Here is a 26,581-nt window from a genome sequence, read left to right as displayed (position 1 = left end):
GGCCCGCTTGAAGAAGTCCGATTTCGCCTTCGACCTGCCGCCGGCACTGATCGCGCAGGTGCCGCTTCCCGAGCGCTCGGCCAGCCGCATGCTGGTGGTACCGCCCGGCGACGCCGGCCATGGCGACCACCAGGTGCGCGACCTGCCGGACTTCCTGCGCGCGGGCGACCTGCTGGTGTTCAACGACACCCGGGTGATCCCGGCGCGCCTGTTCGGGCGCAAGCAGGGCAGCGGCGGGCGGGTCGAGATCCTGATCGAGCGGCTGCTGCCGGGCAACGAGGCGCGCGCCCAGGTCGGCGCCAGCAAGACGCCCAAGCCCGGCAACCTGATCGAGCTCGACGCGGGCGGCGTGGCCGAGGTGGTGGGGCGCGACGGCGGCTTCCACCACCTGCGCTTCCACGTCGACGGGGCGCTGCAGTCCTGGCTGGAGAAGGCCGGGCGGATGCCGCTGCCGCCCTATATCCAGCGCGACCCCGGCGCCGACGACGCCGAGCGCTACCAGACCGTGTTCGCGCGCGAGGCCGGCGCGGTGGCCGCGCCCACCGCGGGCCTGCACTTCGACCAGGCGCTGCTCGACGCGCTGCACGCGCGTGGCGTGCAGGCCGGCCACGTCACCCTGCACGTGGGTGCCGGCACCTTCCAGCCGATGCGCGTGGACGACGTGCGCGAGCACCGCATGCACAGCGAGTGGATCAACGTCGGCGCGGCTCTGGTCGAGCAGGTGCGGCGCACGCGCGCCGCTGGCGGCCGGGTGGTGGCCGTGGGCACCACGGTCATGCGCGCGATGGAATCGGCGACGGTGGAGGGCGAACTGCATCCCTTCGCCGGCGAAACCGCGATCTTCATCGTGCCCGGCTACCGCATCACCTCGGCCGACATCCTGCTGACCAACTTCCACCTGCCGGAATCGACGCTGCTGATGCTGGTGTCGGCCTTCGCCGGGCGCGAGCGGGTGCTGGCGGCCTATGCGCACGCGGTCCGCGCGCGCTACCGCTTCTTCTCCTATGGGGACGCGATGTTGCTTTATCGCAACGATTGATCCGGGTGTTGTCGAGTATCATTCTCATTAAGCGGCCCGGCCGCGCTCGTGCCTGCCACAGGAGTTGTCCGTGAACCCTTCATTCCGCCTGCCCCGCGCCGCGCTCGCCAGCGCCTGCGCCATCCTCCTGCTCGCCGCGTGTGGCGGCAGCCAGCCCGCGGCCGATGCCGACGCCAGCGCGGCGGCCACCAGCGCGGCGGCCACCGGCACGGCGTCGACCGATGCCCCGGCCGCTGCGCCGGCCTCGGGCGGCGAGGTCAACCTCTACACCACCCGCGAGCCGGGCCTGATCCAGCCGCTGCTGGACGCGTTCACCGCCAGCTCCGGCATCCGGGTCAACACCGTGCTGCTCAAGGACGGCCTGCTCGAACGCCTGGGCGCCGAGGGCGAGCGTTCGGTGGCCGACGTGCTGATGGTGGTCGACACCGGCAACATGCTCGACCTGGTCGAGGCCGGCCATACCCAGCCGCTGCAGTCCGAGGCGCTGGAATCGGCCATCCCGGAACACCTGCGGGGCGGCGACGACCAGTGGTTCGCGATGAGCCTGCGCGACCGCGTGCTGTACGCGCACAAGGACCTCGACCTCGAGGGCTTCCACTACGAGGACCTGGCCGACCCGAAGTGGAAGGGCAAGGTCTGCATCCGCTCCGGCCAGCATCCGTACAACACCAGCCTGTTCGCCGCGATGATCGCCCACCATGGCGCGGCGCAGACCGAGGCCTGGCTGCGCGGCGTCAAGGCCAACCTGGCGCGCAAGGCCGCCGGTGGCGATCGCGACGTGGCCCGCGACATTCTCGCCGGCATCTGCGACATCGGCATCGCCAACGCCTACTACGTCGGCCGCATGAAGAACGCCGAGCCGGGCTCCGAGCAGCACCAGTGGGGCGAGGCGATCAAGGTCATCCGCCCCACCTTCGACGTCGACAACGGCGGCACCCACGTCAACATCAGCGGCGCGGCCCTGGCCCGCCACGCGCCCAACCGCGACAACGCGGTGGCGCTGATGGAATACCTGGTGTCCGACGAGGCGCAGAGCCTGTACGCGCGCGCCAACTACGAGTATCCGGTGAAGGCCGGCGTCGAACTCGACCCGGTGGTCGCGAGCTTCGGCGCGCTCAAGGTCGACCCGCTGCCGCTGGCCGAGGTGGTGGCCAACCGCCGCGAGGCCAGCGCGCTGGTCGACAAGGTCGGCTTCGACAACTGATCCGGCGGCATGGCGGCAACGGCAATGCCCGCGGGTGCGCTGCATCCGGTGGTCCACGGCGTGCCCCGTCGCGGCCTGGGCCACCTCTTGCCCGAAGGACCGTGGCAGTGGGCCGCCGCCGCGATTGCCGCACTGGTGCTGCTGCCGCTGGCCTCGCTGGCCTGGACCGCGCTGCAGGGCGGGCAGGAGGGGCTGTGGACCCACGTCGCGCGCTATGTCCTGCCCGGGGCGGTGCGCAACACGCTGGCGCTGCTGCTCGGCGTTGGTGCGCTGGTGGTGGCGATCGGCACCGGCGCGGCCTGGCTGGTCACCGCGTTCGACTTCCCCGGGCGGCGCACCGTCGCCTGGGCGCTGCTGCTCCCGCTGGCCGTGCCGACCTACATCGTCGCCTTCGCCTACCTGGACCTGCTGCATCCGCTGGGGCCGGTGCAGGGCCTGGTGCGCGACCTGCTGGGCCATGAGAGCCCGCGCGACTTCCGCCTGCCCGACATCCGCGGCCTGGCCGGCTGCATCGTCCTGCTGGGCTTCGTGCTCTATCCCTACGTCTACCTGACCACGCGCGCGATGTTCATGACCCAGGCCGCCGGCCTGCTGGACGCGGCGCGCACCCTGGGGGCGACTCCGCTGCAGGTGTTCCGGCGCGTGGCGCTGCCGCTGGCGCGGCCGGCGATCGCGATCGGCACGGCGCTGGCGCTGATGGAAGTGCTCAACGACATCGGCGCATCCGAGTTCCTCGGGGTGCAGACGATGACCGTCGCGGTCTACACCACCTGGGTGACGCGCTCGGACCTGCCGGGCGCTGCGCAGATCGCGCTGGCGATGCTGGCGATCGTGGTCGCGCTGCTGGCGCTGGAGCGCCATGCGCGGCGGCGGCAGCGCTATGCGGCCGGCGAACGGCCGCGGCCGATGCGGCCGCGGCGGCTGCGCGGCGGCGCGGCGGCGCTGGCGCTGGCGCTCGGCCTGTTCCCGGTGCTGGTCGGCTTCGTGCTGCCCGCGGGCTACCTGGCCTGGGAGGCCCTGGAGCGCATCGGCCGCCACGGCGTCTCGCCGCAGCTGCTGGCCAGCGTCGGCAATACCGTGGGCGTGGCGCTTGCGGCGACGGTGGTGACCCTGGCCGCCGGCCTGGTCCTGGGCTGGTCGATGCGCCTGGCACAGGGCCGCCGGCGGCCCGCCGGCGCGCTGCTCGCGCTGCGCGCCGGCAGCCTCGGCTACGCGGTGCCGGGCACGGTGCTGGCGATCGGCCTGCTGCTGCCGCTGGCCTGGTTCGACGACGGCGCGAACGCCCTGCTGTCCGGCTTCGGCTTGACGCCGCGGATGCTGCTGATGGGCTCGGCATCGGCGCTGGTGCTGGCCTATGCGGTGCGCTTCCTGGCGATCGCCGCCGGCGGCGTCGAATCCGGCCTCGCGCGCATCCCGCCCAGCCTCGACCAGGCCGCGGCCAGCCTCGGCCACGCGCCGGGCAGCACGCTGCGGCGCATCCACCTGCCGCTGCTGCGCCCGGCGATGGCCGCGGCCGCGCTGCTGGTCTTCGTCGACGCGATGAAGGAGCTGCCGGCCACCCTGCTGCTGCGGCCACTGAATTTCGAGACCCTCGCGACCTGGCTCTATGCCGAAGCCTCGCGGGGCACCTATGAGGAAGGCGCGGTGGCGGCGCTGCTGATCGTCGCCGTCGGCCTGCTGCCGGTGGTGCTGCTGGCACGCACCGGCGTGCGCTATGGACGGGAGAGGATGGCGTGACCGAGGCGCTGCTGGACATCACGGGCATCCGCGTCGGCTATCCGGCCCCGGAAGGCGGGACGCGCGTCGTGGTCGACGCCCTGTCGCTGGCGCTGGGCGCGGGCGAGATCGGCTGCCTGCTCGGCGCATCGGGCTGCGGCAAGACCACGGTGCTGCGCGCGGTCGCGGGCTTCGAGCCGGTGCTGGACGGCAGCATCGACGTCCAGGGTCGCCGCGTGGCCGCGCCGGGGCTGTCGCTGCCGCCGGAGCAGCGCAGCGTCGGGATGATGTTCCAGGACTACGCGCTGTTCCCGCACATGGACGCGGCCGCGAACATCGCCTTCGGCCTGCGCGGCCGCGCGCGCGCGGAGCAGCGGGCGAGGGTGGCCGAAATGCTGTCCCTGGTCGGCCTGGGCGATCGGGGCGGTGCCTATCCGCACGAGCTGTCCGGCGGCCAGCAGCAGCGCGTGGCCCTGGCGCGCGCGCTGGCGCCGGGGCCGGCGCTGCTGCTGCTCGACGAGCCCTTCTCCAACCTCGATACCGATACCCGGCAGCAACTGGCGGCCGAGTTGCGCGGCCTGCTGAAGGCCTCCGGCGCGACCGTCCTGATGGTGACCCACGACCAGTCCGAGGCCTTCACCATGGCCGACCGCATCGGCGTGATGGACCGCGGCCGCATCCTGCAGTGGGACTGCGCCGAGGCGCTGTACCGGCGCCCGCTGGACCGCTTCGTGGCCGGCTTCATCGGTCGCGGAACCCTGGTGCCGGCGTCCGCCGTCGGCCTGGGGCGCCGCGGCGAGGTGCTGCTGCGGCCCCACGCGCTGCGGCCCGACCCCGAGGGTCCGGTGGCGGCGGAGCTGGTGGCGCTGTCGTTCCGCGGCCCCGGCCATGTCATCGGGCTGCGCCTGGGCGGCGGCGAGGTGGTGGAGGTGGACCTGGAGGATGCCGACGTGGCCGCGCTGCGCGCGCTGGCGCCCGGCGCGCCGCTGCGCCTGCGGCTGGCCGAGGACGCGCTGGTCGGCTTCGACTGAGACCGCGACAATGGGCGGCCCTTTCCACGCCAGGCCGCCGATGTCCCGAATGCAGTTCGAATTGCTCGCCAGCGACGGCGCCGCCCGCCGCGGGCGGCTGACGTTCCCCCGCGGCACGGTGGAGACGCCCGCCTTCATGCCGGTGGGCACCTACGGCACGGTGAAGGGCATGCTGCCCGGGCAGGTGCGCGACCTCGGCGCCGAGATCATCCTCGGCAACACCTTCCACCTCTACCTGCGCCCGGGCCTCGAAGTGATCGAGGCCCACGGCGGCCTGCACGGCTTCGCGCGCTGGGACGGTCCGATCCTCACCGACTCCGGCGGCTTCCAGGTGTTCTCGCTGGCGCACCGGCGCAGGATCACCGAGGCCGGCGTGACCTTCGCCGCGCCCATCGACGGCTCCAGGGTCTTCCTCGGCCCCGAGGAATCGATGCACATCCAGAAGGTGCTGGGCTCGGACATCGTGATGATCTTCGACGAGTGCCCGCCGGTGCAGAAGGACGGCCAGCCGGTCGACCCGCGGGTGATCGAGCGCTCGATGGAGCTGTCGCTGCGCTGGGCCGGGCGCTCGAAGCGGGCCCACGAGGGCAACGACGCGGCGCTGTTCGGCATCGTGCAGGGCGGCGTGCACCAGGACCTGCGCACGCGCTCGGCGGCCGGCCTCCGGGACATCGGTTTCGACGGCTATGCGATCGGCGGGCTGGCGGTAGGCGAGACCGAGGCCGAGCGCAACGCGATGCTCGAGCACACCTGCCCGCAACTGCCCGTCGACCGGCCGCGCTACCTGATGGGCGTGGGCCGGCCGGAGGACCTGGTCGACGGCGTGGCCCGCGGCGTGGACATGTTCGACTGCGTGATGCCCACCCGCAACGCCCGCAACGGCCATTACTTCACCTCCACCGGCACGGTGCGCATCCGCAACGCGAAGTACGAGCGCGACCTGCGGCCGATCGAGGAGGGCTGCGGCTGCGCGGCCTGCAGCGGCGGCTACACCCGCGCCTACCTGCGCCACCTCGACCGCTGCAACGAGATGCTGGGACCGATCCTCGGCACCCTGCACAACCTCTGGTACTACCAGAAGCTCATGGCCGACATGCGCGCCGCGATCGCCTCGGGAACCTTCGGGGCCTTCCGGCGGTCTTTCCTCGCGGCACGGCAGGCCCCCGGGGCCTGACCCGCCCACTTGTAGGAGCGGCTACAGCCGCGATCGGCGTCCGGTCCCGGTCGGACCTGGCAATCGCGGCTGTAGCCGCTCCTACAGGTCGGAGCACGGGCCCGGTGGGCCCGTGGCATACTGTTTCGCTGATTTCCGCATCGGACCGCCCTGAATGAACCTGCTCGACTTCTTCATCGCCCCCGCCTACGCCCAGGCCGCTCCCGCGGCGCAGAGCCCGCTGAGCATGTTCGCCTTCCCGGTGATCCTGCTGCTGATCATGTACTTCCTGATGATCCGCCCGCAGATGAAGCGCGCCAAGGAACACCGCGCCATGGTCGAGAAGCTCTCGGTCGGCGACGAGGTGATCACCAGCGGCGGCATCGCCGGCGTGGTGCGCCGCGTGGGCGACAGCTTCATCACCGTCGAGATCGCCGACAACGTCGAGATCCGCGTGCAGAAGAACGCCGTCGGCAACGTGCTGCCCAAGGGCTCGCTCAAGGCCGCCTGACACCCGCCGGAGGCACGGGGCCCGGCGTAAGCGCCGGCCCGTGCCGACGCCTGCTCCAGAACCCGTCACTCCCGCCCGCGGGACGACCTCGCGCAAGACCTGACCATGCTCGAATTTCCCCGCTGGAAGTACGTCACCATCCTCCTCGTGGTGTTGCTGGCGACGCTCTACGCGCTGCCGAACATCTACCCGCAGGATCCCTCGGTGCAGATCACGTCCAACCGCGGCGCCGCCACCGGCGTCGAACTGGACGCGAAGATCGACCAGGCGCTGTCGACGGCCGGCGTGACGCCGAAGTCGGTCGACACCGAAGGCGAGGGCGAGCGCATGGTCCGGTTGCTGGACCTGGACGACCAGACCCGCGCCGCGGACGCGCTGCGCCCCGTGCTCGGCGAAGACTACGTGGTCGCGCTCAACCTCGCGTCCACCGTGCCGGACTGGCTGTCCTGGTTCGGCGCCAAGCCGATGCTGCTCGGCCTCGACCTGCAGGGCGGCGTGCACTTCGTGCTCCAGGTCGACCAGAAGGCCGCGCTGGACAAGCGCCTGGACGCCTACGCCGACGAGGTCCGCGCGATCCTGCGCGACAACCGCATCCGCTATGAATCGGTCGAGCGCAACGCCACCGGCACGACCGTGGCCCAGCTGAGCGACGCCGCCGACGCCAACCGCGCGATGACACTGCTGGCCACCGCGCAGCCGACGCTCCTGCGCGAGGCCGTGGGCAGCCGCATCACCATCCGCGTGCCCGAGACCGAGCTCAACCAGATCTCGGCCGACGCGATCGACCAGAACATCACCACCCTGCGCAACCGCGTCGACGAAGTGGGCGTGGGCGAGCCGGTGATCACCCGCCAGGGCAACGACCGCGTCGTCGTGCAGCTCCCGGGCGTGCAGGACACCGCCGAAGCCAAGCGCATGATCGGCGCCACCGCGACGCTGGAATACCGCGCGGTGATCGATGGCGACCCCTACGACGCCGTGGCCTCGGGCAGCGTCCCGCCGGAAGCACGCGTCTACTACCGGCGCGAGACCGGCATCGACGGCAAGCCGATCCCGGTGCTGCTGTCCAAGCGCGTGATCGCGTCGGGCGAGCAGATGGTCGCCGCGCAGTCGACGCTGGACGAGAACGGCATGCCCGCGGTCAGCGTCACGCTCAACAACCTCGGCGGCCAGCGCATGTTCGACTTCACCACGGTGAGCGTGGGCAAGCCGATGGCGGTGGTGTACATCGAGCGCGTGCCGCAGGTGACCACGAACGCCGCGGGCGAGGACGTCCGCAGCTTCCGCGTGAGCGAAGAGGTGATCTCGGTCGCCAACATCAACGGCGTCTTCGGCAAGCAGTTCCAGACCACCGGCCTGGAGAAGGCCGAGGCCGACGGCCTGGCGCGGCTTCTGCGCTCGGGCTCGCTGGCCGCGCCGATGGACTTCATCGAAGAGCGCATCGTCGGTCCCAGCCTCGGCAAGGAGAACGTGGCGCGCGGCACGACCGCGGTGCTGTACGCCTTCGTGTTCACCCTGCTGTTCTTCGGCATCTACTACCGGATGTTCGGCCTGTTCACCTGCGTCGCGCTGCTGCTCAACCTCCTGATGGTGGTCGCGATCATGAGCGTGTTCAACGCGACCATGTCGCTGCCGGGCTTCGCCGGACTTGCGCTGTCGATCGGCATGTCGGTGGACGCCAACGTGCTGATCAACGAGCGGATCCGCGAGGAGCTGCGCGCGGGCATGCCGCCCAGGGCGGCGATCGCCAACGGCTACGACAAGGCCTCGGGCACGATCTTCGACTCCAACATGACCGCGCTGCTCGCCGGCATCGCGCTGTTCGCCTTCGGCACCGGCCCGCTCAAGGGCTTCGCGGTGACCATGGTGATCGGCATCCTGACCTCGGTGTTCACCGCGGTGACCGTCTCGCGCGGCATCGCCACCCTGGTCTACGGCGGCAAGCGCAAGCTCAAGACCCTGGCCATCTGACGCGGGCACACGACACATGAACATCTTTCCCCTGCGCCTCATCCCGGCCACCCCGAACATCGACTTCATGCGCCTGCGCTGGGTGTCGGTGGCCGCCTTCGTGCTGCTCACCGTCGTCGCCATCGGCGCGATCGCCGGCAAGGGCTTCAACTACGCGCTCGACTTCACCGGCGGCACCGTGGTCGAGCTGCGCTTCCAGCAGCCGGCCAACGTCGACGGCGTGCGCGAGCGCCTGGCCGACGCCGGCTATCCGGGCGCACAGGTGCAGACCTTCGGCAGCGGCAGCGACCTGCTGGTGCGCCTGCAGCCGCGCGATGGCGAGACCAGCGCCGAGGCCACCTCGCGCACCGCGACCGAAGTGCTGGAAGCGGCGTCGGTCGAGGGCAACAGCGCCACCATCCAGAGCAGCGCGTTCGTCGGGCCGCAGGTTGGCCGCGACCTGGCCTGGAACGGCCTGTACGCGGTGCTGTTCGTGGTCGTCGGCTTCCTGATCTACATCGGCTTCCGCTTCGAATGGAAGTTCGCGGTCGCGGCCATCGTCACCACACTCAACGACGTGCTGATCGTGGCCGGCTGGTTCGCGATCAGCGGCCAGGAGTTCGACCTGACCGTGCTCGCCGGCCTGCTGTCGGTGATGGGCTTCTCGATCAACGACACCATCGTGGTCTTCGACCGCGTGCGCGAGAACTTCCGCAGCATGCGCGCGCCGCCGATGGAGGTGCTGAACGCCTCGATCAACCAGACGCTGTCGCGCACGATCATCACCTCGGTGGTGGCCTTCCTGACCGTGCTGGCGCTGTTCCTCTACGGCGGCGGTTCGCTGGAAGGCATGTCGCTGGCGATGATGGCCGGCATCGTGATCGGCACGCTGTCGTCGATCCTGGTGGCCTGTCCGCTGCTGACCATGGGTTTCCTCAGGGTCACCAAGCAGGACCTGCTGCCCAAGGCGCGCGACGAAGCCGAGCTCGCCCGCAGGCCCTGAGGCGCTGGCACGGCAGCCACGGCAGCAAACAGGAAACCCCGCCTCGTGGCGGGGTTTTTTTGTGGCTGCTCTCCGGGGGAGGCAACGCGCAGGTGCTGCCTGCTCCGCGGCGCTTCGACGCATGGCCTGCTGCCGCTCATGTCCCCCGATGCCGGCCCGTCGGGCCGGCATCTCCTCCTTGACTTCCCGTCAGCAGGCCACGCGCCAAAGCGATGCGGGGCGCGGTGAACCGGAGCAAGAGCAAGAGCAGGAACCGCGGGCCGCCGTGGTGCAGGCGCTGCGTCCGGCGTGCAGCGGCCGCAGCCGCATCGCAGAACTGCCAAGTGTAAGGCGGGCTTGGCCCTTGAGGCTTCATTACGCGGTCTGAGTCGACGCTCTTGAAGTCCGCTCCGAAGCCGACGAAAGCGGGTGCCCGTCCCGCGCGCAGGGGGTGTGCGTACAGCCGGCCATGGATGGCCGGCGGCCGGCCTTGGGAGCAGGATGCGGACAGGACGGGGGAGCACACCCCCTGCGCGCGGGACGGGCGGCGCGGATCATCACGAAGCGACCGGATCGGGGCGAACGCCCTGAACAAGGCTCCGCCCCCACAGACAACACCGGACAAGTCGTGAAGCAGCGCCGCCGCAAAGCTCCCGGGCAGGGGGCTGACGCGAGGCTCAGTACGCCGCGGCGTAGCCCGAGGCGACGATGTTCTTCTGCAGCGCCTCGGACACCCGCAGGTTGCCGGCGACGATCTGGCGGCTGTGCATCGCCACGTGCACAGGACCCATCACGGCGCCCTTGTAGTCGGTGACCTTGCCGCCGGCCTCGCGCACCATCAGCATGCCCGCGGCGATGTCCCAGGCCTGCACCCCGGCCTCGAAATAGCCATCGAGGCGCCCCGCGGCCACGTAGGCCAGGTCGAGCGCGGCCGAACCCGTGCGGCGCACGTCCTCCGCGACCGACAGCACCTGGCGCAGCGCGTCGAACTGCGCGGCGGTGCGCTGGCGCTCGCGCGGATGGAAGCCCGTGGCGATGGTCGTCCCGGTGAGGTCCTTGCGTTCGGCCACGCGGATGCGCTTCTCGTTGAGCTGCGCGCCGCCGCCGCGGGTGGCGGTGAACAGCTCGTTGCGCAGCGGATCGAAGATCACCCCGTGCAGCGGCTCCGGGCCTTCGCACAGCGCGATCGAGACGCACCAGTGGGGAAAGCCGCGGAGGTAGTTGCTGGTGCCGTCGAGCGGGTCGATGACCCAGGTGTAGCGGCTGGCGCCGCGGCTGCCCTTCTGCTCGCCGTATTCCTCGCCGAGCACCGCGTACTCCGGATAGGCCCGGCGCAGTTCCTTCACCACCGCCGCCTCGGCGAGCCGGTCGACCTCGCTGGCATAGTCCATGCGGTCCTTCTCGACGACGTTGATCGCGTCGAGCTTGTGCATGTGGCGCAGCAGGATGTTGCCACCGGCGCGAGCCGCCTTGACCATGATGTTGACGGCAGGTTGTTGCATCGCAGGGGGGCTCCGGCGTTGGGATGGGCAGCAGGGGGAAAGAGCGGGACGGCTCGAGGCCGCCGCACAGTTTACCATTCGCGCCCATGAACACCGTCCAGCCAGCGGGCGAAGTCCGCATCGTCCTCGTCGGCACGTCGCATCCGGGCAACATCGGCTCGGCTGCCCGCGCCATCAAGACCATGGCCCTGGAGCGGCTGGTGCTGGTCGCGCCGGAGCGCTTCCCGCACGCCGACGCCGTGGCGATGGCGGCCGGTGCCGACAATGTGCTGGAGAGCGCGACGATCGTCGGCAGCCTCGCCGAGGCGGTCGCCGACTGCAGCCTGGTGCTGGGCTGCACCGCGCGCAGCCGACGGATCCAGCTCGAGGAGCTGTCGCCGCGCGCGGGCGCGGCGCGCCTGCTCGATGCGGCGCTGCCGGGCGCGCCCGTGGCCCTGGTCTTCGGCCGCGAGCGCACCGGGCTCGAGAACGACGAGCTGCAGCTCTGCCACGCGGCGGTGCATATCCCGGCCAATCCGGGCTACAGCTCGCTGAACCTGGCCGCGGCGGTGCAGGTGCTCGCCTACGAGCTGCGGGTGGCGACCCTGGAGCGCGCCGGGCTGCCGACCGGCGGCGGCGACGGCCACCGCGAGGCGCCGGCAAGCCATGCCCAGCTCGAGGGCCTCTTCGACCAGCTCGGCGAGACCCTCGACGTGATCGACTTCCACAAGGGCCGGGCACCCGAGTCGGCGATGCGCAAGTTGCGCCGGATCTTCCTGCGCTGCGACCTGGACGAACGCGAGGTGCGCCTGCTGCGCGGGGTGCTTGCGGACGCCCAGCGCATGGCGAGGCTGGCGGGCCGGGAACCGGATTGATATGTGCTGGCGGTCATGTTTTCGGCTAACCTGCGGCATTCCCCGCCTGCACGGTGCGAGCACACGCAAGATGCCCCGCCGCCTCCGCCAGCTCCTGCTCGCGATGGCTGCATCGCTCGCCTTCTGTGTCCCGGCACTCGGTGCCCCCGTGGCGGCCGCCGAGCCGGGGGTGCTGGTGCTCGGGCGGATCAGCGACGATCCCGCCGCGCATTACGACCAGCTGCGCCAGCTGCTCGACTACGTGGTGCCGCGCATGGCCGATGTCGGCATCCGCGAGGGCCGCGTGCTGATGGCGCGCGACAGCAAGCAGATGGAGAGCTATCTGCGCCGCGGCCGCGTGGACTGGGTCACCGAGACCTCGGGCAGCGCGATGGCGCTGCAGACGCGCGCCGGTGCCACGCCATTGCTGCTGACCGAGCGCGACGGCGTCGGCGCGTACCACACGGTGTTCATCGCGCGCCGTGACAGCGGCATCGCCGGGCTGGCCGACCTGCGCGGGCGCAGCATCGCGTTCCAGAATCCCAGCTCGACCAGTGCCTACTTCGTGCCGGCAATGACCCTGATCGGCCGCGGACTGGAACTCGAGATCCTGCTGTCGCCGACCGACCGGCCGGCGGAAGGCTCGATCGGCTACCTGTTCGCGCGCTCCGAGCTCAACATCTCCACCTGGGTGCACAAGGGCCTGGTCGACGCTGGTGCCTTCAGCAACCTCGACTGGGAGAGCGTGCAGCGGATGCCCGAGAGCTACCGCCGCGACCTCGTCGTGTTCCACTCCACCGCCGCCTTTCCGCGCGGGCTGGAGATGGTGCGCGGCGACCTCGAGCCGGCGATCGCCGCGCGGCTGCGCGAGGTGCTGGCCGGCGCGGCCAACGACCCCGCGGCCAGCGAGGCCCTGCAGCGCTTCTTCGGCACCACGCGCTTCCTGCCGATCGACGCCGAGACGGCGCGCGCGCTCGACCTCCTGCGCGCCGGCGTGGCCAACGTCGGCAAGGTGATCGAATGAGGGCGGGCGGCGGACTGTACGCCCGCTTCCTCGCCTCCCTCGTCCTGGCCGTGCTCGCGGTGCTCGCCGTGGTGGCGGTGGTCCTGCACCGCCAGGAAGTGATGCGCAGCGAAGTGCTCGACCTCGGCCGCGAGTCGATGCACGCGCTGGCCTTCGACCGCCTGGCCGAACGCTCGGAAGCCGCTGCGGTCGAGACCGCCCGCGGCCTGGTCAACCCGCTGTACTACTTCGACCTGGACGAGATCGGAAGCCTGCTGCGCGCCGCGCTGCGCCAGCCCGACGTCGCCTATGCCCTGGTCTACGACAACGACGGCGCGGTGATCCACGACGGCTCGCGCGACATCCGCACCTACGGCCAGGTGATGGACGACCCGATGGCCTTCGAGGTGGTGACCGCGCGCTCGCCGCACATCCAGGCCAGCGACGAGGTGCTCGACGTCGCGGTGCCGCTGTACATCGGCGACGTGCGCCTCGGCGGGCTGCGGCTTGGCTACTCGTTGGCCTCGGTGATCGACGACGAGCGCCGGGCCACCGCCGGCATGGGCGCGCGCCTGACCGCGATCGGGCAGCGCCACGCCGGCTGGATCGCCACCCTGATGGCCGGCCTGGTCCTGCTGGCGGTGGGGCTGGGCATGCTGGTGCAGCGCACCCTCGTGCGCCCGGTGCGCGAGCTGGCCGATGCCGCGCGCCAGATCGAGGGCGGCAACTTCGTGGCCGGCATGCCCGACAGCCGCCGCAGCGACGAGGTCGGCGACCTGGTGCGTGCCTTCGGTCGCATGCGCGAGAGCATCGCCCGCCACGACCGCGACATGCGGCGCATGGCCTACACCGATGCGCTCACCGGGCTCGGCAACCGGCTCGCGTTCCGCGAGGCGCTGGACCGCAGGCTGATGGAGCTGCACGGCGCCGGCCGTCAGCTTGCGCTGTTGTTCGCCGACATCGACGACTTCAAGCGCGTCAACGACACCCTGGGACACGACGCCGGCGACGAAGTGCTGGTGCAGTTCGCCAACCGCATCTCCGAGCAGGTGGACCGCCTGGGCGGGGAGGGCGCGGTGCTGGCGCGCTTCGGCGGCGACGAGTTCGTGATCCTGGTGGAGTCCGACGTCGATGCGTCCGACCCGATCCGCGAGGTGGCCGGCCACCTGGCCGAGACCCTGGTGGCCGAGCTCAGCCGGCCGATCGTGGTCGGAGGCCGGCAGGTGTTCCTGGGCACCTCGATCGGCGTGACCGTGTTCCCCGACGACGCGGTGGGCGCCACGATGCTGATGAAGAACGGCGACATCGCGATGTACCAGGCGAAGGTCGCCGGCAAGAACTGCCACCGCTTCTATAGCCGGGCGATGGACCAGGCGGTGGAGCGCAGGGTGCGGATGGAGCAGGACCTGCGCGGCGCCTGGGAGCGCGGCGAACTCAGCCTGGCCTACCAGCCGGTGTACCGGCTCGAAGACCGCCGGCTGGTCGGCGCCGAGGCGCTGCTGCGCTGGCAGCATCCCGAGTACGGCGCGGTGGCGCCTTCGGTGTTCATCGACGTGGCCGAGCAGAGCGGCCTGATCGAGACCATCGGCCCGCAGGTGCTGCGCGCGGCGTGTGCCGATGCCATGCAGTGGCGCCGCGACTTTCCCGGCTGCGAACTCTTCGTCTCGGTCAACGTCTCGCCGCGCCAGCTGCGCAACGGCGACCTGGCGACGGTCGTCGACGAGGTGCTCGAGGACATCGGGCTGCCGGCGGCCTGCCTGCACGTCGAGCTGACCGAGACCGCGGTGATCGGCGACGAGCTGCGCGTGAGCAGCCTCCTGGCGCGATTGCGCGATGCCGGCGTCAAGGTCTGGCTGGACGACTTCGGCACCGGCTTCTCCGGCCTGAGCCACCTGAGGCGGGTGCCGGTGGACGGCGTCAAGATCGACCGCAGCTTCATCGCCGACGTGCTGCGCGATCCCGACGACCTGGCGCTGACCACGGCGATCATCGCCATGGCGCACTCGCTGGGCATCACCGTGGTGGCCGAGGGCGTGGAGAAGGAAGGCCAGTACGACGTGCTGCGCGAGCGTGGCTGCGACCTGGCCCAGGGCTACTGGCTGGGCCACCCGATGACCGGACACGACTTCCGCGGCCTGCTGGGCTGAGGCGACGTGGCGGGCCTCAGCGGCCGGGCGTGATCCAGTCCACCGCCAGCGCGCCCAGCGTGCCGCCGGCGGCGCCGAAGGCCGCGATCGCCACCAGCCCGGCGCCCCAGACCACCAGCATCAGCGCGCCATCGCGCTCCAGCAGGGCGAAGGCATAGCCCAGCAGCAGCACGCCGAAGACGTAGTTGGTGAACGGGATCGGCAGCGCCAGCAGCACGCCCAGCAGCACCAGCAGCAGGCCGGTGAAGAAGGTCGCGGCGGGGTGGTCGATCATCCCCGGCAGCCGCGGTCGCACCAGGCGCTCCAGGCGCGCAAGCCACGGCGAGATCCGGTGCTCGAAGCGTGCCAGCGTGCCGCGCCTGGGACCCCGCCGGGCGACCACGCGCGGAAGCCAGGGGCGGCGCATCAGCACCAGCAGCTGCAGTCCGACCAGGATCACCAGCGGTCCGCTGAGCGCACCGGCGACGCCGGGGATCGGCAGGAAGGCGGGCAGGGTGGCGATGAACAGCAGCATGCCGAACAGGCTGCCGCCCAGGCCTTCCAGCATCGAACTCAGGGTCACGACGTCGTCGGCCGGACCCGCCGCCAGCGCGGCCAGCACCGCGCGCGCGGTGGCGCGCGGCGGCGGCGCGTGCGGCTCAGCCATCGCCGACGGACGCGGCATCGATCCGCTGCAGCAGCAGCTTGTCGATGCGGGGACCGTCGAGGTCGACGACCTCGATGCGCCAGCCGGCCCATTCGAAGTGCTCGCCGACGCTCGGGATGCGGCCGAAGTGGGCGATGGTCATGCCGGCGGCGGTGTTGTAGTCGCGGTCGTCGCCGTCGGGCAGGGCCTTGCCGTCGAGGAGTTCGCGCAGCGAGTCCGCGCCCAGCGCGCCATCGACCAGGAGCGAGCCGTCGTCGCGCTCGACCACCAGCGGATGGGCATCCGCGCCTTCGCCGCTCGAGGTGCGGCCGATGACCGCCTCGAGCACGTCGTTGACGCTGATGATCCCGGTGACGTCGCCGTATTCGTCGACCACCAGGGCCAGCGACTGCTGTTCCTCGCGCAGGATCTCGACCAGCTTCATCGCCGGTGTCGACTCGGACACGAACAGCGGCTCGCGCAGCTGCTCGAACAGGTCGAAGTCACCGGTACGCAGCCGGTCGATCAGCGACTTCACCTCGAGGATGCCGACCACTTCGGCGTCGCTGCCGCGATACACCGGATAGCGCGAGAAGGGCGTCTCGCGCATCGTGGCCAGGTTCTCGTCCAGCGTCTCGGCGGCGTCGAGCCAGGCGATGCGGGTGCGCGGCGTCATCAGGCTCTCGGCCTGGCGGTCGCCGAGCGCCATCACCCGGTGCATCATGTTGCGCTCGTCGGCATCGATCACGCCTTGGGCATGGCCTTCGCTGACCAGCATGCGGATCTCCTCCTCGGAGATCGCGCCGCGCTCGTCGTCGCGGATGCCCAGGAGGCGCAGCACGCCGCGGTTGATCGCGCCGAGCAGCCAGACCACCGGCTTGGCCGCCGTGGCCAGGAACTCCAGCGGCAGCGCGACCATGCTGGCGATGGTCTCGGCATTGGTCAGCGCCAGCCGCTTGGGGATGAGCTCGCCGAAGATCACCGATCCGGCGGTGATCAGGCCGACCGCGGTGCCCAGCCCGATCGGGCGCGCGTACTCGGCGGCCGCCGGGACGACGTCGTCGATCCAGTCCGCGACCAGCAGGCCGATGGCCTCGCCACCGAGCAGGCCGGTCAGCACGCCGATCAGGGTGATGCCGATCTGCACCGTGGACAGCAGGTTGTCGGGGTGTTCGGCCAGCTTGACCGCGGCGCGGGCGCCACGGCTGGTCTCGGCCATCTGCCGCAGGCGCGGCAGGCGCGAGGTGACCAGGGCCATCTCCGACATGGCGAAGAAGCCGTTGAGCGCGATCAGCGCCATGACGACGATCAGCTCAATCATCGCGACCGGCGTCCTTGGCCCGTCGGGCCGGAAGCGGGTGTAACCGGGGGGGCAGCGCGGCGCAGCGGGGGTGCAGGCGGCGCTGCGGGGATCTAGGGTCGTCGTCCATGGTGTTCCGGGGCGGGGTGCGCAGCGCGCACGGCGGGATCATACCAGTCCGCCGCGGCGTCCCGATGAGTGGCGCGGGCTGGGCGGATGGTCACGATACCGTCATAATTCCGCGGCCCGCGATCCCGGGCAGTTCCCCAGCCCCCCGCGGAAGAGGCGACGCGCCATGTTTTCCCTGCAGACCATGTTCGGCCAAGGCAAGCAGTTCTACACGCTGCTCGAGGAGGCCGCCCAGGCCGCGCTGGACGCCGCCACCGCGCTCCACGTGATGCTGCGCGAGGCCGACCGCCAGCCGGCGCTGGATGCCTTCAAGCTCGCGCGCCTGCGCGAACGCGAGGCCTCGAACAAGATCAGCCAGGCCCTGGTCGACAGCTTCATCACGCCGATCGAGCGCGAGGACATCGAGGCGCTGGGCTCGGCGCTGTACAAGATCCCCAAGCAGATCGAGAAGTTCGCCGACCGCTACGCGCTGGCGACCGCGCACCTCGAGCACATCGACTTCGCGCCGCGCGCGGCGATGCTGGAACAGGCCGCCGGCGTCGTGGTGAAGATGGTCCGGCAGCTGCGCCACCTGAAGCTGGAGCCGATGAAGGCGCTCAACGACGAGCTGCGCGCGCTGGAGAACGAGGCCGACCGGCTGATGCTCGAGCTGTATCGCGACATCTACTCCGGCAAGCTCGACGCGCGCGAGATGTTCCTGCTCAAGGAGTTCTTCGAGATCCTCGAGAAGGCCATCGACCGCTGCCGCGAGGCGGGCGTCGTGGCCTACGAAATCGTGCTCAAGAACAGCTGAGGCCGGCACCATGCTTACCCTGGTGCTGGTGGTCATCCTGGTCGCGCTGACGTTCGAGTACATCAACGGCTTCCATGACACCGCGAACTCGATCGCCACCGTGGTCGCGACCAAGGTGCTGTCGCCGATGCAGGCGGTGGGCCTGGCCGCGGGCATGAACCTGATCGGCGCGCTCGCGGGGACCGCGGTGGCCAAGACGATCGCGTCCGGCCTGATCGACGCCGGCGTGGTCGAGGTGGGCTCGCAGCTGATCCTGTGCGCGCTGCTGGGCGGCATCACCTGGAACCTGATCACCTGGTGGTTCGGCCTGCCGTCCTCGTCCTCGCACGCGCTGATCGGCGGCCTGATCGGCGCCGCGCTGGCGGCGACCTCCAACAACTGGGACTCGATCATCTGGTCGCAGCCGGCCGAGCCGGTCTACAACAGCGCCGGCGTGCTGTGGAAGGTGATCGTGCCGATGGTCAGCTCGCCGGTGCTCGGCTTCGCCGCGGGCTTCCTGATGATGGGCGTGCTGTTCTTCGTCATCTCGATGATGGCGCGCAGTGGCGGGGTGCTGGCGCGCATCGCACGGCCGCGCTGGGTCAACGGATTCTTCGGCAAGGCGCAGATCGTCAGCGCCGCCGGCATGGGCTTCGCGCACGGCATGAACGATGCGCAGAAGACCATGGGCATCATCGCCCTGGCGCTGGTCAGCGCGCAGTCGGCGGGCACGCTCGACGCGTTGCCGCCGTGGCTGGCCTTCCTGCACCCGTCCGAAGGCGCCCTGGCCGAAGGCGACATCGACACCTGGATCAAGATCAGCTGCGCGCTGGTGATGGCCGCGGGGACCGCCGCCGGCGGCTGGCGGATCATCAAGACGCTGGGCCACAAGCTGGTCAAGCTGCACCCGATCCACGGCTTCGCGGCCGAGACCAGTGCGGCCTCGGTGATCCTGGCGGCTTCGTCGCTGGGCATCCCGGTGTCGACCACGCACAACATCTCCTCGGCGATCATGGGCGTGGGCACGGCCAAGCGGCTCAATGCCATCCGCTGGACGGTGGTCGAGAAGATGATCGGCGCCTGGATCCTGACCATCCCGATGTCGGGCGGCATCGCGTACGGGCTGTACTGGCTGCTGGGCTGGCTCGGGTGGCTGTAGGCGGCGCGCGGTCCCGCGTGGCGGGGTGATGCGCATCCACGCGGGCTGGATCGTCGCCGCGGTCGTCCTGCTCGCGCTGGCGATCGCGTCGGTCTTCTACCTGGAGGTGCATGCGCATCCGGTCTGCCACGACGCGCGAGCCTACTGGCGCATCGCCGGTGTCTACGGGGAGGGCGGGATCTTCGCGGGGCACCACGCCGCGAACATGCGGACCTGGCTTTACCCGGCCATGCTGATGCTGGTGCTGCAGCTGTCGGCAACCCTGGCGCTGGGGGCGGCGCCGCTGCTGTTCGTCCTGCAGTTCATCCTCCACCTGGGCTCGTGCGCGCTGCTGGGCGCGCGCGTCTTCGTCGGGAGGCCCGCCCCGGCCCTGCTGCTGTTCGCGCTCCTGGCCTGCAATCCATTCGTGCTGCCCTATGTCGGCGTGTCGCTGACCGACGGCGCCGCGCTCGCCTGTTTCAATGTCTGGCTGGCGGCGATGGTTTCGGGCGCGCGACCCGGACGGTACCGCTGGGCATGGATCGCGCTGGCCGGCGCCATGGCGGGCGCCGCCTGCGCCATCCGGCCGGCCTATGTCTACCTGGTGCTGCTCACGCCTCTGGTTGCCTTCGCCGCCCGCAGGGGCTGGCGCGAGGGGCTGGGAGCGGTCGTGCTGGCGCTGCTGATGCCCTTCCTCGCGCTGGGCCCCCAGGTCGCGATCAACCAGCTGCACTTCGACCGCGCGACGCCGCTGCCGGTCGGCGACCTCCGCGCGGGCCAGATCATCTGGGGGATCACCAACCTCAAGTACGGCACCAGCCCGGTGCCCGAAGACGATCCGCGCATGTTCTACCCGAACCCGCTGGCGACCGGGACGGCCGGAGACGTGGACGGACTGGGCTGGTACCTGCGCCATCCCGCGCGCGGCGCCGGCACGCTGGCGCTGAAGCTGGTCGGTGCCTTCGACTTCGACTTCCTGCCGGCCTACGTCCGGGACCGCGACCCACCGCTGCAGTGGCTGTTCCGGCTGCTGTCCATCGGCCTGCTGCTCGCCGGCCTGTCCGGCATGTGGCTCTACCTGCGATGGACCCGGTTGGCGCAGGCCACCAGGCTCGGCCCGCGCTGGATGCCGGCGCTGGTGTTCACGGCATGGGCGGCGGTGACCCTGCCTTCGGCGGTGGAGCTTCGCTTCACGCTCCCGATGCTGCCGCTGCTGCTCGCACTGGCCGTGGTCGCCGGGGTCGGCCTTCGCGACCGCCAGTGGAACCTGTCGCGCCGGTCGCTGGCCGTGCCTGCGCTCGCATTCGTCGCCATGGTGCTGGCGGCGGGCTTCGTCGGTCGGCAGAACGTGATCTTCGACCCGACGCCTGCCGACGCCGCGACCATCGCGCTGTTCGAGTGCAAATGAGCCGCGCCGCCGGGCAGGCCCGACGCGGGTGTCAGAGCAAGTCGCCGTCGGCGCTGAGCACGCGCTCCAGGCGGTCGCCCATGCCGCCGATCTCCAGCACCAGGCGCCCGACCTCGGCCGCGTCCAGGCCGTCGTAGGGCCGGTTCTCGCACAGCTGCAGGTAGGGCACGCCATCGAGCTGGCCGATGGCCAGGTAGCCGACGCGGCTGTCCCAGTTGTAGGCGAGGGCGCGGCGGGCGTCGACGCCGGTGATCGGCGCCACCGCGGTGCTGACCCGCAGGTAGCAGCGGCCGTCATCGTCCTGGAGTTCGGACAGGAAGATCGACTGGTGGCGGCGGCCCGCGTCCAGGCTCAGCTCGACGCCGACCACGAAGGCCTCGCTGACGGTGGTGCGGAAGCCGTTGCTGCCGAGATGGCGGCGGACCTGTTCGAAGTTCTGCATGGCGGAACCCCCGCGTCGGGACGTGTCGCTATCCTAGCGCAATGGCTCCGGTCGACCCTGCAGAGCGCATCCTCGCCGCCGTGCGCGGCATTCCGCGCGGCGAAGTCGCCGGTTACGGCGAGGTCGCGCGCCGCGCCGGGCTGCCGGGGCGGGCGCGCTGGGTGGCGAAGCTGCTGGCGGCCAATGAGGACCCCGCGCTGCCCTGGCATCGGGTCCTGCGCAGCGACGGGCGGATCGCCTTCCCGCCGGATTCGGACCCGTGGCGCGAGCAGGCGCGACGCCTGCGCGCGGAGGGCGTGGAGGTGGTCGCCGGACGCGTGCGCACGGCGCGTCCCGCGCGTTCGCTCGACAGCGAGGTCTGGGGTCCCGGCTGAGCGCCCGCGACGACGGGCGCCTGCGGCCCAACCGGTATCATGGGGGTTGCCCGCGAGGACCCCGAATGCTGACCAATCTCCCCCCCGTCACCAAGGCGCTGCTGATCGCCAACGCCGGCGTGTTCCTGCTGCAGAAGCTGCTCGGCAGCGCGCTGTTCGCGCCACTGATGCTGTGGCCGATGGGGATGGAAGCCTATGCCCAGGCCGCCGGCGTCCCGGGCTTCCTGCCCTGGCAGCTGCTGAGCTATGGCTTCCTGCACGGCAACCTCGCACACCTGCTGTTCAACATGCTGGCGCTGGTGATGTTCGGCGCCCAGCTCGAGTACGTCTGGGGGCAGAAGCGCTTCCTGACCTATTTCCTGGTCTGCGTGGCCGGCGCCGGCCTGTGCCAGCTGGGCGTGGCCAGCTGGGCGGTGCTGGAAGGCGGCCTGCCGTATCCGACGGTGGGTGCCTCGGGCGGCGTGTTCGGCCTGCTGCTGGCCTACGGCATGCTGTTCCCGCACCAGCGGGTGATGCTGCTGATCCCGCCGATCCCGATGAAGGCGCGCACGCTGGCCATCGTCTACGGCGTGGTCGAGCTCTACCTCGGGATCACCGGCACCCAGTCCGGCGTGGCCCACTTCGCACACCTCGGCGGCATGCTGTTCGGCTGGCTGCTGATCCGCTACTGGCGCGGCCAGCCGCCGTTCCGTCGCGGCCCGACGCGGGCGCGGCACTTCTAGGCCGCGCCCGCGCCTGCCGGGCGTCAGCGCCAGAGGCTGACGCGCTCCTCGTCCTTGCGGAACATGGCGTTGCCGGCCTTGCAGCCGTAGACCTCGCTGAAGGCGGGCAGGTTGGACAGCGGCCCGTTGCTGCGCCACTGGCCCGGCGCCTGCAGCGCGGTGCCGGCGCGCTGCTCGGCGACCACCGGCGACACCTGTTCGCGCCACAGCCCCGACCACGCGGCGAAGAAGGCCTGTCGGCCTTCCTTCGCGGCTTCCGGCTGCGCCTGGCTGAAGGCGTCCCAGGCGATCTCGACCGCGGCCAGGTCGGCGGCGTTCTCCTCGCCGGTCAGGCTGGCGTTGAGCTTGCGGCCGGTAAGGCCCGGGTAGTCGTAGTTGCCGTACTGCGCGGACAGCGCGTTCAGGCGGTCGGTCCAGGCGGTGGCGGTGCCCGGCGTCCACCAGTCGCGGATCTCGCCGCGGGCGTCGAGGTGGCGGCCCTTGCCGTCGATGGCGTGGCTGAGCTCGTGCGCGACCATGGCACCGAAGCTGCCGTAGTGCGCGGCGCCGTCCCGGGACATGTCCAGCACCGGCGCCTGCAGCACCGCGGCCGACACCAGCAGGCGGTTGTGCGCGGCGTCGTAGGCCAGCGCGGGCTCCTGCGGCTGCAGCGGCCAGCGGCGCTGGGCGTTGCCACGGCCGATGCGCTTCATCTCCTCGCGGTGCTGCCAGGTCGAGGCGATCAGCATGTTGCCGCCGAAGCTGCCGCGGCCCATCGGCTGCACGGTGTAGTCGATGTCGCGCACCGGGGCGCCGATCTCGATCCTGAGCGCGTCGAGCTTGGCGATGGCGCCGGCACGCGTGGCGTCGTCCATCCACGCGGCGCGTCCGACCGAGCGCTTCAGGGCGTCGCGCACCTGCACGGCAATGGTCTCGGCGCGGCTGCGGTTGGCGTCCGGCAGGTGGCGGCCGACGTATTCGCGCGCGAGCATCTGCCCGGCGGCGTGGTTGATCGCGTGCAGCACCAGGTGCTCGCGCGACGGCTGCGCGGACTCGCCGCGCAGCACGCGGCCGCGGAAGTCGAAGGCGGCGTCGCGGAAGCCCTTGGAGAGGTAGGGTGCCATCGCGTCGCCGACATGGAAGCGCAGGTAGGTCTTCCACTGCGCCGGCTTGAGGCTGCCGACCAGGCCGTCGAGGGTGGCGAAGAGCTCGGGGTTGGCGATCGAAACGGTGTCGTCGGCCACGGCCTGGGCGGCGAGGAAGTCGTCGAGCTGCAGGCGCTTGTAGGCCTTGCCCAGGTCGGCGGTGGGGACCGGGGCGTAGTTCCGGCGCGGGTCACGCAGGTCGGCGACCGGGCGCGATGCGCGCGCGATGCGCGTCTCGAGGTCGATCACCAGCTGGGACTCGGCCTCGAGGTCGGCCTCGGCGGTGCCGGTCAGGGCCAGGATGCGGCGGACGTAGGCGTTATAGAGGCCGAGGATTTCGCGCGCGGCCGCGTCTTCGCGGGTGTAGTAGGCAGGGTCGGGCAGGCCGGTGCCGCCCTGGGCGAAGTAGCCGATGTGGCGGTCGAGGTCGGCGAGGTCGAGGTCGGCGCTGAAGTTGAAGACCACCGGGATGCCGACCTGGTGCAGGGCAGCGATCGACGGCGGGATGTCCTTCGCACGGCGGATGCCGTTGATGCGGGCCAGCAGCGGGGCGATCGGGTTGGAGCCGTCCGCCTCCACCGCGGCCTCGTCCAGGCCGCTGGCCCAGAAGTCGCCGAGGAGCTTCTGCACGCCACCCTGCGGCGCGTTCATCGCCGTGGAGAGCAGCTCGCGCTGCTGCTCCAGCACCCGCGCCTGCAGTTCGCCCAGCGCCGAGACCGCGCCCGACTCCGGCACCGGATTGGCGGCCAGCCAGTCCTTGTTGGTGAAGGCGTAGAAGTCGCCACAGGCGGTCGGACCCGCCGGCGCGCGCGCGGCGCCGCGGCGCTGGGCATTGGCGTCCGGGGCCACCATGGCGAGGACGAGGCTTGCGCTGAGCGCGAGGGCGAGGGGGGCGTGCTTGGGCATGAGGGAGTCCGGCGAAATGACGGCCGGAGTCTAGCAAGCCCGGGGTCCGCCGGAGGTCATCCCCACCTGCGTCTGCACGGCTGGGCAGGACGTGCTGGTCCGCGTAGTGCAGCGATCCGCGCGCGTCGTGCCGGGCGAAGTGTGCCGCAGGAGCCAGAAAAAAAGGCCCGGCGGATGCCGGGCCTTTCCGTGATGCCGGTGGAGCGGGATTACCAGATCACGACCTGGGCATCGCCCTCCCGCACCATCGCGTCGCCAGGCTTGCACTGGAATGCCGCCGCGAACGCCGGCAGGTTCGACGGCGCGCCGATCGCGCGGAAATTCGCCGGCGCGTGCGGGTCGGTGGCGATGCGCACCTTCAGCTCTTCGCCGGTGAAGTTGCGGCGCCACACCGTGGCCCAGTTGGCGAAGAAGCGCTGGTCGCGCGACAGGCCCTCGATCATCGGGTCCTCGCTGCCTTCGGTCGCCTTCTTCATCGCGTCGTAGGCGGTGGCCAGGCCGCCGAGGTCGGCGATGTTCTCGCCCAGCGTCAGCTTGCCGTTGACCATCAGGCCGGGCGCCGCCTCGTAGCCGTTGAACTGCGCGATCAGCTTGTCCGTGCGGCCCATGAAGCCCTTGGCGTCGGCGTCGGTCCACCAGTTCTGGAACTTGCCGGTGGCATCGAAACGGCTGCCCTGGTCGTCGTAGCCGTGGGTCATCTCGTGGCCGATCACCGCGCCGATGCCGCCGTAGTTGAGCGGGTCGTCGGCCTTGGCGTCGAAGAACGGCGGCTGCAGGATCGCGGCCGGGAACACGATCTCGTTGGCCAGCGGGTTGTAGTAGGCGTTGACCATCTGCGGCGGCATCGCCCACTCGGTCTTGTCGACCGGCTTGCCGATCTTGCCCAGCATCCACTTGTAGTTGAACGCGTTCGCGGCCAGCAGGTTGCCGATGTAGCTGTCGCGCGACGTCGCCAGGCCCGACCAGTCGCGCCACTTGTCCGGGTAGCCGATCTTGGGCGTGAAGCTGGCCCACTTCTCCATGGCCTTGGCCTTGGTCTCGGCGGACATCCAGTCGAGGTTCTCGATGCGCGCCTTCAGCGCCTGGCTGAGGTTCTCGACCAGGGTCTCCATGCGCTCCTTGGCCTCCGGCGTGAACGCGACATCGACGTACATCTGGCCCAGGGCCTCGCCGGTCTGGCGGGTGATGGTGTCGAGCACGCGCTTGCCGCGCTCCTTCTGCTCCTTCTGGCCGCGCAGGGTGCGCTGGTAGAAGTTGAAGTTCTCGTCGGCGAAGGCGTCGGCCAGGAAGGGCGAGGCGCTGTCGACGGTGTGGAAGCGCAGGTAGGACTGCCAGGTCGCCGGGGCGACGTCGCCGAGCATGCTGCTGACCTCGGCGTGGAAGCCGGGGATCGCCAGCGAGAACTTCTCCGGGGCGGCCACGCCCTGCGACTCGAAGAACTTCGTCCAGGTGAAGTTGGGCGCGAGCTTGTCGGCGTCGGCCAGGCTGACCGGGTTGTAGAACAGGCCGACGTCGCGCGACATCTCCTCGCTCGACTTCGACACCTTGGCCAGGCGGGTCTCGAAGGCCACCACGTCGGCGGCCTGGGTGGCGGCGTCCGCGGCGGGCACGCCGGAAAGCTCCAGCACCTTGGCGACGTGCGCCTGGTAGGCCTCGAGCTTGTCCTTCTTGTCGGCGTCGAAGTAGTAGGTCTTGTCGGGCAGGCCCAGGCCGGCCGGGAACGCGTAGGCGATGTTCATGGACGAGTCCATGAAGTCGGCCTCGGGGCCGAAGCCGAACACGGTGAACTGGCCCTTGGCGGCGCTGGCGCGCAGGTAGTCGGCGATCTTCTCCGGCGCGTCCAAGCCGGCGATGGCGGCCAGCTCGGGCTCCAGCGGCGCAAGGCCCTGGGCGTTGATCGCTTCGGCATTGGTGCCCGAGGCCCAGAGGTCGCCGACGATCTTCTCGACGCCGGTCGCGCCTTCGACGGCGGCCGCGTGCTCGGCCAGCTGGCGCTGGATCGCCTGCGAACGCTCGTCGAGCATCTCGAAGGCACCCCAGGACGTGCGGTCGCCCGGGACCGGGTTCGCCGCCAGCCAGGTGCCGTTGACGTAACCGCCGAAGTCGGTGCAGGCGTTGCCGTTGGCGTCGAAGTCGGCGGCCTTGAAGCTGTTCACGCCCGGCAGGGTCGACTCGTCGAGGGTGAAGGCCGGGGCTTCGGGCGCGGTGCCCGCGGGCACGGTGGTGGCGGGCGCGGGGTCGCGCTGGCAGCCGGCGACGGCGCCGGCGATCGCCAGGGACAGGAGCAGGAACTTCGGTGCGGACTTGGAAGCGTGACTCATGCGGACTCCGCCCTTGCGGGCATGGGAATAGGGAACGGCCACCCCCAGGGGGCGGCCGGGGACCGAATGTACGCCTGCGCCGCGGCTGGCGCAGGGTGCAGAAGGTCATGCGCACGGGTCGCCCCGCTGCGTCGGGGCCAGGTGTCGGATTCAGGCGCGTTCACGTATGATGCTCCGGTTGGCGCACGGCAGCCCGTTATCCGGTCATTGCCCAGCCGCGGCCCGCAAGGCGCCCCGGCTCTTTAACTC

General features: G+C 71.0%; 22 protein-coding genes. 16 read left to right on the top strand and 6 right to left on the bottom strand.

Translation table 11 applies throughout. From position 1 onward, the window contains the following. Positions 1-7: 7 nt before the first annotated feature. The 8 genes from queA to secF all read left to right on the top strand — a co-directional run bounded on the left by queA (position 8) and on the right by secF (position 9,607). A complete protein-coding gene (queA, locus tag JG616_RS01650; RefSeq protein ID WP_199391461.1) occupies positions 8-1,039 on the top strand; it encodes a tRNA preQ1(34) S-adenosylmethionine ribosyltransferase-isomerase QueA in 1,032 nt (343 codons plus the stop codon). A 70-nt stretch (positions 1,040-1,109) separates the two neighbouring features. Next, the gene (locus tag JG616_RS01645) at positions 1,110-2,243 is read left to right on the top strand and encodes a Fe(3+) ABC transporter substrate-binding protein (protein ID WP_199391460.1); all 1,134 of its coding nucleotides are present in this window, start codon (positions 1,110-1,112) and stop codon (positions 2,241-2,243) included. Between the two features lie 9 nt (positions 2,244-2,252). Then, positions 2,253-3,980 (top strand): iron ABC transporter permease, encoded by a 1,728-nt coding sequence (locus JG616_RS01640; RefSeq protein ID WP_199391459.1) that lies wholly within the window; start codon positions 2,253-2,255, stop codon positions 3,978-3,980. Continuing rightward, positions 3,977-4,990 carry an ABC transporter ATP-binding protein gene (locus JG616_RS01635; RefSeq protein WP_199391458.1) on the top strand — a complete coding sequence of 338 codons (1,014 nt, stop codon included), beginning with the start codon at positions 3,977-3,979 and terminating at the stop codon, positions 4,988-4,990. Before JG616_RS01640 ends, JG616_RS01635 begins: the two co-directional genes overlap by 4 nt. Before the next feature lie 40 nt (positions 4,991-5,030). Then, a complete protein-coding gene (gene tgt, locus JG616_RS01630; protein WP_199362222.1) occupies positions 5,031-6,164 on the top strand; it encodes a tRNA guanosine(34) transglycosylase Tgt in 1,134 nt (377 codons plus the stop codon). A 154-nt stretch (positions 6,165-6,318) separates the two neighbouring features. Then, complete coding sequence (yajC, locus tag JG616_RS01625) at positions 6,319-6,654, top strand: preprotein translocase subunit YajC (RefSeq protein WP_199362221.1); 336 nt, start codon at positions 6,319-6,321, stop codon at positions 6,652-6,654. A 105-nt stretch (positions 6,655-6,759) separates the two neighbouring features. Beyond that, complete coding sequence (secD, locus tag JG616_RS01620; RefSeq protein WP_199362220.1) at positions 6,760-8,625, top strand: protein translocase subunit SecD; 1,866 nt, start codon at positions 6,760-6,762, stop codon at positions 8,623-8,625. 16 nt (positions 8,626-8,641) lie between these two features. Continuing rightward, positions 8,642-9,607, top strand: coding sequence for a protein translocase subunit SecF (gene secF / locus JG616_RS01615; protein WP_199362219.1), 966 nt, complete (start codon positions 8,642-8,644; stop codon positions 9,605-9,607). Positions 9,608-10,263: 656 nt separating this feature from the next. On the opposite strand, the gene JG616_RS01610 is transcribed toward secF, so the two are convergent. Further along, positions 10,264-11,088 (bottom strand): inositol monophosphatase family protein, encoded by an 825-nt coding sequence (locus tag JG616_RS01610; RefSeq protein WP_199362218.1) that lies wholly within the window; start codon positions 11,086-11,088, stop codon positions 10,264-10,266. 86 nt (positions 11,089-11,174) lie between these two features. Between JG616_RS01610 and JG616_RS01605 the strand changes: the two genes are divergently transcribed. The 3 genes from JG616_RS01605 (at position 11,175) to JG616_RS01595 (ending at position 15,071) form a co-directional block, all read left to right on the top strand. Next, positions 11,175-11,942: an RNA methyltransferase gene (locus tag JG616_RS01605; RefSeq protein ID WP_199391457.1), complete on the top strand. Its 768-nt coding sequence runs from the start codon at positions 11,175-11,177 to the stop codon at positions 11,940-11,942. A gap of 70 nt (positions 11,943-12,012) precedes the next feature. Beyond that, positions 12,013-12,945: a phosphate/phosphite/phosphonate ABC transporter substrate-binding protein gene (locus JG616_RS01600; protein ID WP_199391456.1), complete on the top strand. Its 933-nt coding sequence runs from the start codon at positions 12,013-12,015 to the stop codon at positions 12,943-12,945. After that, on the top strand, positions 12,942-15,071 hold the full coding sequence (locus tag JG616_RS01595) for a GGDEF domain-containing phosphodiesterase (protein ID WP_199391455.1): 2,130 nt from the start codon (positions 12,942-12,944) through the stop codon (positions 15,069-15,071). Before JG616_RS01600 ends, JG616_RS01595 begins: the two co-directional genes overlap by 4 nt. Positions 15,072-15,087: 16 nt before the next feature. Here JG616_RS01595 and JG616_RS01590 read toward each other — a convergent pair whose 3' ends face one another. Together JG616_RS01590 and JG616_RS01585 are read right to left on the bottom strand one after the other, a co-directional pair. Next, positions 15,088-15,717, bottom strand: a complete 630-nt coding sequence (locus JG616_RS01590) for an exopolysaccharide biosynthesis protein (protein WP_234446614.1) — start codon at positions 15,715-15,717, stop codon at positions 15,088-15,090. Next, positions 15,710-17,017, bottom strand: coding sequence for a hemolysin family protein (locus JG616_RS01585; protein WP_199362213.1), 1,308 nt, complete (start codon positions 17,015-17,017; stop codon positions 15,710-15,712). Before JG616_RS01585 ends, JG616_RS01590 begins: the two co-directional genes overlap by 8 nt. Before the next feature lie 274 nt (positions 17,018-17,291). On the opposite strand from JG616_RS01585, the gene JG616_RS01580 reads away from it, so the two are divergent. The 3 genes from JG616_RS01580 to JG616_RS01570 are packed head-to-tail and all read left to right on the top strand — an operon-like array spanning position 17,292 to position 20,443. Further along, positions 17,292-17,918, top strand: coding sequence for a DUF47 family protein (locus JG616_RS01580; protein WP_199362212.1), 627 nt, complete (start codon positions 17,292-17,294; stop codon positions 17,916-17,918). A 10-nt stretch (positions 17,919-17,928) separates the two neighbouring features. Beyond that, complete coding sequence (locus tag JG616_RS01575; RefSeq protein WP_199362211.1) at positions 17,929-19,056, top strand: inorganic phosphate transporter; 1,128 nt, start codon at positions 17,929-17,931, stop codon at positions 19,054-19,056. A gap of 28 nt (positions 19,057-19,084) precedes the next feature. Next, positions 19,085-20,443, top strand: coding sequence for a hypothetical protein (locus tag JG616_RS01570; RefSeq protein WP_199391454.1), 1,359 nt, complete (start codon positions 19,085-19,087; stop codon positions 20,441-20,443). A 31-nt stretch (positions 20,444-20,474) separates the two neighbouring features. Here the strand turns inward: JG616_RS01570 and JG616_RS01565 are convergent, their stop codons facing one another. Beyond that, positions 20,475-20,885, bottom strand: a complete 411-nt coding sequence (locus JG616_RS01565) for a hypothetical protein (RefSeq protein WP_199362209.1) — start codon at positions 20,883-20,885, stop codon at positions 20,475-20,477. Positions 20,886-20,926: 41 nt separating this feature from the next. Between JG616_RS01565 and JG616_RS01560 the strand changes: the two genes are divergently transcribed. Then, positions 20,927-21,259 (top strand): MGMT family protein, encoded by a 333-nt coding sequence (locus tag JG616_RS01560; protein WP_199362208.1) that lies wholly within the window; start codon positions 20,927-20,929, stop codon positions 21,257-21,259. Positions 21,260-21,324: 65 nt separating this feature from the next. Next, positions 21,325-21,981: a rhomboid family intramembrane serine protease gene (locus JG616_RS01555; protein ID WP_199391453.1), complete on the top strand. Its 657-nt coding sequence runs from the start codon at positions 21,325-21,327 to the stop codon at positions 21,979-21,981. A gap of 23 nt (positions 21,982-22,004) precedes the next feature. Here JG616_RS01555 and JG616_RS01550 read toward each other — a convergent pair whose 3' ends face one another. Together JG616_RS01550 and JG616_RS01545 are read right to left on the bottom strand one after the other, a co-directional pair. Next, on the bottom strand, positions 22,005-24,011 hold the full coding sequence (locus JG616_RS01550) for a M13 family metallopeptidase (RefSeq protein ID WP_199391452.1): 2,007 nt from the start codon (positions 24,009-24,011) through the stop codon (positions 22,005-22,007). A 209-nt stretch (positions 24,012-24,220) separates the two neighbouring features. Next, positions 24,221-26,299, bottom strand: coding sequence for a M13-type metalloendopeptidase (locus tag JG616_RS01545; RefSeq protein ID WP_199391931.1), 2,079 nt, complete (start codon positions 26,297-26,299; stop codon positions 24,221-24,223). Positions 26,300-26,581 lie beyond the last annotated feature (282 nt).

The sequence above is a fragment of the Luteimonas sp. MC1895 genome, assembly GCF_016457215.1.
Classification (GTDB): Bacteria; Pseudomonadota; Gammaproteobacteria; order Xanthomonadales; family Xanthomonadaceae; genus Luteimonas.
The sequence above is the reverse complement of the archived record's forward strand: the minus strand, read 5'-3'. Positions and strand labels throughout refer to the sequence as shown.

Bases quoted from the DNA above. Each gene is read 5' to 3' on its own strand.
- tgt (WP_199362222.1), top strand. From the start codon at position 5,031: ATGTCCCGAATGCAGTTCGAATTGCTCGCCAGCGACGGCGCCGCCCGC.
- JG616_RS01590 (WP_234446614.1), bottom strand. From the start codon at position 15,717: ATGGCTGAGCCGCACGCGCCGCCGCCGCGCGCCACCGCGCGCGCGGTG.
- yajC (WP_199362221.1), top strand. From the start codon at position 6,319: ATGAACCTGCTCGACTTCTTCATCGCCCCCGCCTACGCCCAGGCCGCT.
- JG616_RS01565 (WP_199362209.1), bottom strand. From the start codon at position 20,885: ATGCAGAACTTCGAACAGGTCCGCCGCCATCTCGGCAGCAACGGCTTC.
- JG616_RS01555 (WP_199391453.1), top strand. From the start codon at position 21,325: ATGCTGACCAATCTCCCCCCCGTCACCAAGGCGCTGCTGATCGCCAAC.
- JG616_RS01580 (WP_199362212.1), top strand. From the start codon at position 17,292: ATGTTTTCCCTGCAGACCATGTTCGGCCAAGGCAAGCAGTTCTACACG.
- JG616_RS01640 (WP_199391459.1), top strand. From the start codon at position 2,253: ATGGCGGCAACGGCAATGCCCGCGGGTGCGCTGCATCCGGTGGTCCAC.
- JG616_RS01600 (WP_199391456.1), top strand. From the start codon at position 12,013: ATGCCCCGCCGCCTCCGCCAGCTCCTGCTCGCGATGGCTGCATCGCTC.
- JG616_RS01560 (WP_199362208.1), top strand. From the start codon at position 20,927: ATGGCTCCGGTCGACCCTGCAGAGCGCATCCTCGCCGCCGTGCGCGGC.
- JG616_RS01610 (WP_199362218.1), bottom strand. From the start codon at position 11,088: ATGCAACAACCTGCCGTCAACATCATGGTCAAGGCGGCTCGCGCCGGT.
- JG616_RS01585 (WP_199362213.1), bottom strand. From the start codon at position 17,017: ATGATTGAGCTGATCGTCGTCATGGCGCTGATCGCGCTCAACGGCTTC.
- JG616_RS01595 (WP_199391455.1), top strand. From the start codon at position 12,942: ATGAGGGCGGGCGGCGGACTGTACGCCCGCTTCCTCGCCTCCCTCGTC.
- JG616_RS01570 (WP_199391454.1), top strand. From the start codon at position 19,085: ATGCGCATCCACGCGGGCTGGATCGTCGCCGCGGTCGTCCTGCTCGCG.
- JG616_RS01605 (WP_199391457.1), top strand. From the start codon at position 11,175: ATGAACACCGTCCAGCCAGCGGGCGAAGTCCGCATCGTCCTCGTCGGC.
- JG616_RS01575 (WP_199362211.1), top strand. From the start codon at position 17,929: ATGCTTACCCTGGTGCTGGTGGTCATCCTGGTCGCGCTGACGTTCGAG.
- secD (WP_199362220.1), top strand. From the start codon at position 6,760: ATGCTCGAATTTCCCCGCTGGAAGTACGTCACCATCCTCCTCGTGGTG.
- JG616_RS01550 (WP_199391452.1), bottom strand. From the start codon at position 24,011: ATGCCCAAGCACGCCCCCCTCGCCCTCGCGCTCAGCGCAAGCCTCGTC.
- secF (WP_199362219.1), top strand. From the start codon at position 8,642: ATGAACATCTTTCCCCTGCGCCTCATCCCGGCCACCCCGAACATCGAC.